This window comes from Deltaproteobacteria bacterium (assembly GCA_030654105.1).
GTDB lineage: Bacteria > Desulfobacterota > SM23-61 > SM23-61 > SM23-61 > JAHJQK01.
Genome location: JAURYC010000129.1, coordinates 1 through 8,022, shown reverse-complemented (window position 1 = coordinate 8,022; position 8,022 = coordinate 1). Strand labels below are relative to the sequence as shown.

Annotated in this window: 10 protein-coding genes; all 10 read right to left on the bottom strand. The window is 45.7% G+C overall.

Features of this window, described 5'->3' with window-relative positions:
* Positions 1–261: hypothetical protein (locus Q7V48_05145; protein ID MDO9210120.1), on the bottom strand; the 261-nt coding region annotated here is incomplete at its 3' end.
* A gap of 13 nt (positions 262–274) precedes the next feature.
* Positions 275–913 (bottom strand): type 4a pilus biogenesis protein PilO, encoded by a 639-nt coding sequence (locus tag Q7V48_05140; GenBank protein MDO9210119.1) that lies wholly within the window; start codon positions 911–913, stop codon positions 275–277.
* Positions 914–925: 12 nt separating this feature from the next.
* Positions 926–1,492: a PilN domain-containing protein gene (locus Q7V48_05135; protein ID MDO9210118.1), complete on the bottom strand. Its 567-nt coding sequence runs from the start codon at positions 1,490–1,492 to the stop codon at positions 926–928.
* Positions 1,489–2,544, bottom strand: coding sequence for a type IV pilus assembly protein PilM (gene pilM, locus Q7V48_05130; GenBank protein MDO9210117.1), 1,056 nt, complete (start codon positions 2,542–2,544; stop codon positions 1,489–1,491). Before pilM ends, Q7V48_05135 begins: the two co-directional genes overlap by 4 nt.
* 6 nt (positions 2,545–2,550) lie before the next feature.
* Complete coding sequence (locus Q7V48_05125; protein MDO9210116.1) at positions 2,551–3,759, bottom strand: hypothetical protein; 1,209 nt, start codon at positions 3,757–3,759, stop codon at positions 2,551–2,553.
* Entirely contained in the window at positions 3,756–3,953 is a 198-nt protein-coding gene (locus tag Q7V48_05120) for a helix-turn-helix domain-containing protein (protein ID MDO9210115.1), read from the bottom strand. Before Q7V48_05120 ends, Q7V48_05125 begins: the two co-directional genes overlap by 4 nt.
* A 418-nt stretch (positions 3,954–4,371) precedes the next feature.
* The gene (locus Q7V48_05115; protein MDO9210114.1) at positions 4,372–4,701 is read right to left on the bottom strand and encodes a septum formation initiator family protein; all 330 of its coding nucleotides are present in this window, start codon (positions 4,699–4,701) and stop codon (positions 4,372–4,374) included.
* A 32-nt stretch (positions 4,702–4,733) separates the two neighbouring features.
* On the bottom strand, positions 4,734–5,459 hold the full coding sequence (locus Q7V48_05110) for a metal-dependent transcriptional regulator (protein MDO9210113.1): 726 nt from the start codon (positions 5,457–5,459) through the stop codon (positions 4,734–4,736).
* 201 nt (positions 5,460–5,660) lie between these two features.
* Complete coding sequence (gene feoB / locus Q7V48_05105; GenBank protein ID MDO9210112.1) at positions 5,661–7,637, bottom strand: ferrous iron transport protein B; 1,977 nt, start codon at positions 7,635–7,637, stop codon at positions 5,661–5,663.
* The coding region (locus Q7V48_05100; GenBank protein MDO9210111.1) for a transcriptional repressor at positions 7,630–8,022 on the bottom strand (393 nt) is incomplete at its 5' end. The genes Q7V48_05100 and feoB, both read right to left, overlap by 8 nt.

Below are 8,022 nucleotides of genomic sequence, written 5' to 3'. Positions count from 1 at the left end.
TTTCGGAGTAGGAACCTCCGGCCTTTCAACGATCAATGGTTTAAAAGGATCTGGTTTTCCTTCAGGTTTATAAGTATAGGTCATCACCGGCGGTCGTTCCGCTTTCAATTCCGCGGTAAGGGGGGGAAGTATTTTGGCCGGAGTTACCGTTGATTTCCCTACCGGAGGCATGGGAACTTTTGTGGGTTTTGGCGGTTCTCCGCCGCATCCCCCGCAGATTAAAATTGTGCTCAGGAATATTACAGCTCCCAATTCTTTCATGGGATAGCGCTCCTTACTTCTTAGAGGGCGGAACTCCTTTTGGCTCTTGTTGACTCTTTTTATCTTTGGCAAGGTCGCTTGCTTCCTTCTCTATAAATTTGAAAGTGGTAGCTGTACAGGAAGTCGTAATCTCCCATTTCCCAAACGTCTCTTTCACTCCCTCCATTGTGACTCCGGCGATATTTACGATGCGGGGCATCTTACCCACTTTATCGAAAAAAATCGCTACATCGTTATAAGTCCCTTTCACCTTAATTTCCACGGGAATCTCGGCGTAAAATTCTCGGGTCACCTCAGGAACGGGTCGAAAGAGGAGGAACTCTAACCCAGCTTCTTTTCCTAAATTCGAAATATTCGCTAACAGCGAAGGAATCTCTTTACTCGTGGGAAGTTGGGCCATGGCTAAGGTCAACTCTTCCTTCAACTTGGCGGCTTCCGCCTGGAAACGTTTCATGTTGGCGGCGATGATGCGCAGCTCCCGAACCTGCGTTTCCAGCCTACCCACCTCCGTTACTTTCTTCTCCAGCACTTCCGCTTTGGGCAAGTAAATCAAATAAAAGTAAAGCCCCAGAATCACAACCAAAAACAAAGCCAGGATCAGTATCTTCCGGGAGGTAGGTAGTTTGACAATACTATCTAAAGTAATGGTCACGTTGTTTTCCCCTCACGAAGTGGGCCCGCTGGGCGAGCTTCCATACTGTACATTACAGGTAAGGGTGAACTCTTTGAGTTTTACGTCTTTCCGTTCCAGCTGTTGGGAAATGATCAGCTCTACATTTTTGATTACCCCTGATTTTTCCAGATTGATCATAAATTTAGCGATCGTTGGGTTATCCAGGGCGATACCCTTCAGTTCCATTTTCCCGTCTTTCTCTTTTAAGGAGGTTAACCAAAGCCTTCCAGGAAGAGAAGTAGCCATATCATCCAACACGCGTACAGGACCTGTTTTGGCCCGCTGTAATGTATAAATGATATTCAAGCGTCTCTGGAGATCTTCTTTCTCCGCCTTAAATTTATTTACATCTTTGGTATCAATTTTCAGTTGTTTGATTTCCTCATTATAGACGGTTATCTGGGCTTCAACTTTGTTAAGTCGGCTGGAAAGAGAGATATGAAAGAAAAGGGTGATCAGAACTACACAGCCCACGGACAGAAAAAAGACCGATAGCATCTGCCGGGTAGTTTCTTTCTTCTTTAATGCTCGGACCGGCAGCAGATTGATGCGAATCATTTTAAGCCCTCTCTCCTTAAGGCCAATCCCATTCCTACAGCTGTTAAAGGAGCGATTTGTTTGATATACTCTGGGTCAAACGCTTCTGGGTTGCAGTCGATTTGCATGAAGGGATTGAAAACTTCCACCGGTGTTCCAATACGCTCTTCAATCAGTCCAGGGAGCATCTTAATTTTGGCACATCCCCCACTAAGAAAAACTTTTTTAATCTCCCCCCCCGAAGTAGAGGCTGCATAAAATTCTAAGGATCTTCGGACTTCAGTGGCTAGATGTTCGGCTATCCCCTGGACGATCTTCTCTACTTCCGCACTTTGGGGCCCGGAATCTCTTTCTTTAACCTTCAGGGCTTCGGCTTCCTCGTAGGTCATCTTCAGTCGTTTTTGGATCTCCCCGGTAATCTGCCGCCCACCGATGGAGATGTCGCGGGTGAACGCTGAAGTTCCCTCCTTCAGAATATTGATGTTCATAACGCCTGCCCCGATGTTGACCAGGGCCACAACTTCTTCCGCGGGAGATTCGTAGTTCAAGTTGTAGGCGTTTTCAATGGCGAAAGAATCTACATCCACAATTACGGGGCGAAGACCCGCTTCCTCGATGACTGCAGTATAGTCATTAATCATATCTTTTTTTGCCGCCACCAAAAGGACAGCCATCTGATCCTGCCCGGCCGGTTCATCCAAAATTTGGAAGTCTAAGTTTACGTCTTCGATGTCAAAGGGGATATACTGTTTTGCCTCCCACTTAATAGACTCTTCCAGCTGTACTTCAGACATGACGGCGACATTAATTTTTTTAATGATTACCGAATGTCCGGATATCGAAACAGCCACATTTTTTGTTTTTACCTTCAATCCTTCGATTAAGCTCCGAATTGATTCCACAATGCTGGCCGAGTCCATAAAAGCACCATCCACGATGGCTTCCGGAGGAAGGGAAATCATCCCGAAATGTTTCAGTTTTGGGATTTTCTTTCCCAATTCTAACTCCACCGCCTTGATGGAACTTGACCCGATGTCTAAGCCGATTAATTCTTTCTTGTCAAAAATCCCCATGTCTCCCTACCGATCGGGCAAAACTTCCATCCCCTTGCCCCAAAGTTGAAATACATTGATCCGAGGGGTTTGTCTAGTCCGGATTCGCTCTTTCTCGTTGGGAACGTACACCGATAAAACCACTAGGGTGGTCGTCCCCGGTAGGACTTGCACTTGCATGGATTCTGAATAAGAATCATTGTTCTTTAGATCTAAAAAATTGGTTATCAGGCGATAACTTTGGACTGGAAGAATTTCATCAAAATAAATTACATTGGTAGAACATTTGCCATGCAGGAAAGAATATTCCAATTGCTTTCGGGAATCACTCCCCAAACTCAGAGGTGCAAGAAGAAGTTCTCCCAAACCGACTTTGACCTGTTCGGGGATGGTTACTTCTTCTTTCCCCAAAACAAAGACCAAGGGAACTCGTGCCCAAGGGAAAGGACGTTCTTTCATAAATTGTTTGACGTATTCCGTCTCCAGCAAGGCGTTGCCCCGGTTATTGGCCAATATCAGAAGTCGACCTTCTTCCAAGGGGCGCATCTCTCCACGCAAAACAATCTCGTTGGCTTCCTGCAAGGCCTGTTCGGTTGGAAGGGGTATTTCAACGTTCAGGGAAAGAACATCCACGATGTTCTTTTCCATTTCTATGGCCCCAATGTTGAATTGAAAATTGACCAAGGAGACGGAGACACGAAGACTTCGGCCAACCCCTTTTTGTACTTCCCCAATAATCAAAGCGTGAATACCGTTGGCCGGGTCCATAGTGTTAATCCGCCGTTGTAAGCGACGCAGACCTTGGGCATCCAACTTTCCCATAACACTTAGGCCGTTCCAGCTCAAATAGCGATTTACTTTCTCCTGGCTTACTACATTAAATTGGGTCTGAAGATAAAGCCTCCGGGTGATTTTATCAGCCAACTCTCGCCCAGCCTTCACTACATTCCCTGATCCGTCTGTAAAATCAAAGACAGCTACCCGAATAATTGGCCGATTTCGATAGTCAAAAAATTTCTTGGCCAGGGCCGTTTCCAGGCTGGAAAAAAATTTCTCTGTAGCAATTTCCTGTTCGGTGGCCAAACGTCCGGTTGCGAATCCATCCGCTCCTTGGGTTACAGGAGAAAAGGTCAATAGTGACAAGACCAAAGTTAAAATGAATAGGGAAAATAATTTTATATTGGCATTTTTGCGAATAGGGGTGACTGCCGCCAAGTCTTGGAGGAAAGGTTTCATTTTACATCCCCAAAAATTTTTTCTCTTTCGGAAAGCTTTAACCCCAAAGCAAGAATGATCTTTCGCTTTGTCTCCAAACGACAAGTTTTCCCTTTTTCCACCCTATCGATCGTTAATGTAGAAATCCCAGCCTTCCGCGCCAATTCCGCTTTGCTTAATAAAATATTTTCGCGATACTGTTTGAGAAAATTCATTTCTGCTCTGCTTTTAAAACCTGGAGTAGTGAGGATAAATTAATTTGCAACAGAAGTTAGATCGTGCAAAATCAGTTCCAAAGATTATTAAGTTAAGTAATTTTTTAAAAAATTATTTTAATTTAAACTTAATTATATATAATTTATACCTCCTAATTAAACCTTATCGCCTTAAATTCATTAATTTTATTAAAAATATTAATTTTATAATTTCAACTATTCCGTTGACCTTATTTTTATTTTTCCAGGAGTCCTCCCGATTTTCCGGAGAATCCTTTACGTACATTTTTGCGCCTTCTGTAACAATTTTTCAACCCTGCGTGAGTTAATTTAAACACAGATTTAGAGAAAACCGGAAAAAGAAAAAGCAATTTGATTCTTGGGTAGATTCTTTAAATATTTTCCAAGCTATGTCTTACTACTCGAATTTATAGATGATTTCTCCTTTTTTAACTAATCCTAATTCCTCACGGGCAATTCTTTCAACTTCTTCTTTTTTATTTTTTTTCATCCTCTCGATTTGCTGGGCAAGTTTCCGATTTTCTTCGCTCAAACGCCCAGTGGCTATCTTAATTTTTTCCCGCTCTTCCTTTAAGTGGTAAATTTGCATCAAACCCCTTCCACCGAAGATGGTGAAAACAAGCATAGTGGAAATGAAAATAGTCAAGTATAAAAAATATTGTTTTCGAATGGATCCAAAGAAACTCATATGAAGTAAGGAATTTTTCTTGTGATTTTTAAAAATCATAAACTTTCTTTTTTAAATGTAAAGGGGATTTTTTACTTATTTTTTTTCACATAAACCTCGCGGCCGATGTCCTCATCCAAGGCTAAGGTCGTTTCGCCAATTTCCAGAACAAAAGCGGGGCGCTTTTGGGCCAGTCTCACTACTGACCCCGGGATTAATCCCAGAGAACTCAAACGTTCTAAACGGATCCGTGATCGAGGGGTGATAAAAACAATCCGTCCTTCCTCCCCCAGCTTCAAGTCGGCAAGAGGCCGGACCAACGGTTCCATTTCACGCTTAAATCGCGCACAACAGGGGCCTCTGGGTATAGGTTTGCCATGGGGGCAAGTGGGGGGATGCCCCAGAAAGGTACAAACGCTATCCAGGACTTGGGGATTAAGGATATGTTCGAACTGACAGGCACTTGGTTCCATATATTTTTCCTCAAGCTCAAAAACTTCGGAGAGTAACCGCTCGGCCAGGCGATGCCTGCGGATGATTTCTTCAGCCCTTCGTTCCCCTTCCTCCAGAAAAGCAACTTGGCCTTCCTTTAAAGAAATCCATTCATCGCGTTCCATCTTTCGCAGAATATGGTCAGCTTCTTCTTCTTCGGTCATCTGCAAAAATTCTTCCACGCTTACAGGCCCTTTTTCTCGCATGGTCCAGAGAAGTTCCAGAATTTCTTCTCGTTGGTGCGATTCGCTCTTTTCGCCGGCTTCATTCCACCCCCGGCCATGCCTTTTTCGACCCGGGACAGGCCCTTCATTAGCCCTGTTCATCGGCTGACCTCCCTTTCCCCTTAAAAATTCTTTTTAATAAATTTACCGTTTTTGACTCCTCCGCAAATTGATAATGGCAGCGGGGGCAACAAACCAGGCTGCAGGTTTTGCCCAATGGACAACCTTTTGGACATTTACTCAAATCTTTTTGAAAAATATTCCCACAAAGGGGACACCGGATGGCGTTCTCCCCTTCCCCGTTCATAGATTCACCCCCAGAAAACGGAGTAAAAAATTTAACCCTCCACCTACAATAAGCGCAAACGGGAATATGAAGCCAGCCATGGCCAAAGCTTGTCCCAGTCCTCGTTCTTTAATAATCATAAAAAAATTAGCCACGCAGGGTACAAAAAGCGTAATGGTAACCAAGCTTACTACGATTTGAATCGAATCCAGTTCACCGGCTTTGGCCATGACAAATAATCCAGCTGCCCCATAATCCCTGCGCAGGAATCCTAAGAGCAAAGCTTGGCTGGCCTTGGCTGGTAAACCCAGAAACCCGACCACAATCGGCGCGGCCATATTCTGTAGGGCCTTGAGCAGGCCCAGTCGGTCGAGAGCAAACAGGAAAAAGGTGCCCAAGAGAAACAGCGGAACAGCCTCTTTTAAGAACCACTCCAGGCGTGCCAAAGTCTTGATGAAGATATTAGCAAGCGTAGGAATGCGTAGAGGAGGTATCTCCATGATAAAGTCGGCCTTCTCTCCGGGAATGAGTTTTGAGGCTAAAAGCCCCACGAATATCATGCTTCCCATAACCACGAAAGCCCAAAGGACGATCGCCTTCATCGACAACCCCGCGAACATGCCAACCATCACCCCTATTTGAGCCGAACAAGGGACTCCTAAAGCCAGTAGCAACGTGACTAAAATCCGTTCTTTTTTTGTCTCCAGTACGCGGGTAGTAAGGGTGGCCATGGTATCACAGCCCAGACCTAAAACCATGGGAAGGACTGCTTTGCCACTCAACCCCATTACCCGGAAAACCCGGTTGACCATCACAGCCAGACGCGGGAGGTATCCTGAATCTTCCAATAATCCAAAAGCAAAGAAAAAGGTTCCTACGATGGGCAGAACGATAGCAATCGCATAAGTAAGTCCCATGGTCACTAACCCATATGGACCCACAAAAAATTCCTGAAGAAATTGCCACGGAAAAAGGTATTCCACGACCCAAGTAACCGCCGGGTTGATGGCCTTTCCAAAAACTACGTTCAATAAAAAATCTACCCCAATGCCTGCGCCGAAATCCCCGACCCATTTATACATGGCGTAAAGCACCGCGAGAAGAATTGGGACCCCTCCAATGGGGTGGGTTGTCAAGTTACTGAGGGCACGGGCCCCCATTCCCCGGCTACGCTTTTCTTTGCGGAAAACTCCTTCTAAAATTCGATCCACCGCATTCAGCCGCTTCTGGTTGATGAAAAATCCCAGCGGCTCTTGATGCTGACTTTGCAATCTGCGGCTAATCTCTTCGATCTTAAGGATAACCTGTTCGCTGAGTCGGCAGTGCAGCCAATCTTGCAAGCTTTCGTCCCCAGCCAGAAGCATTAAAGCCAGCGCCCGCTTTCCTTTTTGTTTCTCGGGGAGGAGATTCTCAATGGCGGTAACCCCTTCTTCAATTTCTGGACTATAGATCGGGCGAACCTGAGGGGTACAACTTTCTTCCAAAACTTTCCCTAGCCCATCCAGGCCCTTACGGCGGGTGGCAATTGTGGACAACACGGGAATTTCCAATAATTGGGCTAAACCATGACGGTCAATCGTAATACCCCGTTCCTTCGCCTCATCCGCCATATTCAAGACTAACACTACGGGTTTTTCCATCTCGGCAAGCTGCAGGGTGATCATTAAACCACGGCGGAGGTTCTTGGCGTCGCAGACTTGGATGACTTTTAGGTCTTCATCATCCAGGAGGATATCTCGAGTCACCCGCTCGTCTTCGGACATGGGGATAAGATTATTGATTCCGGGCGTATCTACAATCACCCGCCTCCGCCCTCCAACTTTGGAATTTCCCTGGGCAACCTCAACTGCGGTTCCAGGATAATTGGAGACGGCGACATACTGACCGGTCAACCAACCAAAAATCACGCTCTTGCCCACATTCGGATTCCCGATAAGAGCGACTCTGGGGATCACTTCGGGAGCGGCAGATTTTTTTTCACAGCACTTATCCACGTTCCGCTTTTTTCCTCGTTTTCTTGCCCGTCCCTTCTTTTTTGGAAAGGCAATCCGGACACTGGCCATAGAGTTCCAATTTATGTTCGAATATTTGAAAGCCTTTTTTATGGGCGATGCGCGATTGCAACGCTTCAATGCGCTCGCTTGCGAATTCCACGATTTTTCCACAACCGAGACAGATCAAATGATCGTGGTGCTGGCCCTCGGTTTGATGTTCAAAACGGGCAATACGATCGCCAAACTGGCGTGAAGAGGCCCACCCGCTTTCAGCCATGAGCCTGAGAGTGCGGTAGACCGTGGCATGTCCAATCTTCGGGTTTCGCTGGCGGACTCGCTGGTAGAGCTCATCAACGCTCCAATGGTCTCCAGCTTCTATAAACAC

Bases quoted from the DNA above. Each gene is read 5' to 3' on its own strand.
- Q7V48_05115 (MDO9210114.1), bottom strand. From the start codon at position 4,701: ATGATTTTTAAAAATCACAAGAAAAATTCCTTACTTCATATGAGTTTC.
- Q7V48_05135 (MDO9210118.1), bottom strand. From the start codon at position 1,492: ATGATTCGCATCAATCTGCTGCCGGTCCGAGCATTAAAGAAGAAAGAA.
- Q7V48_05120 (MDO9210115.1), bottom strand. From the start codon at position 3,953: ATGAATTTTCTCAAACAGTATCGCGAAAATATTTTATTAAGCAAAGCG.
- Q7V48_05125 (MDO9210116.1), bottom strand. From the start codon at position 3,759: ATGAAACCTTTCCTCCAAGACTTGGCGGCAGTCACCCCTATTCGCAAA.
- pilM (MDO9210117.1), bottom strand. From the start codon at position 2,544: ATGGGGATTTTTGACAAGAAAGAATTAATCGGCTTAGACATCGGGTCA.
- Q7V48_05110 (MDO9210113.1), bottom strand. From the start codon at position 5,459: ATGAACAGGGCTAATGAAGGGCCTGTCCCGGGTCGAAAAAGGCATGGC.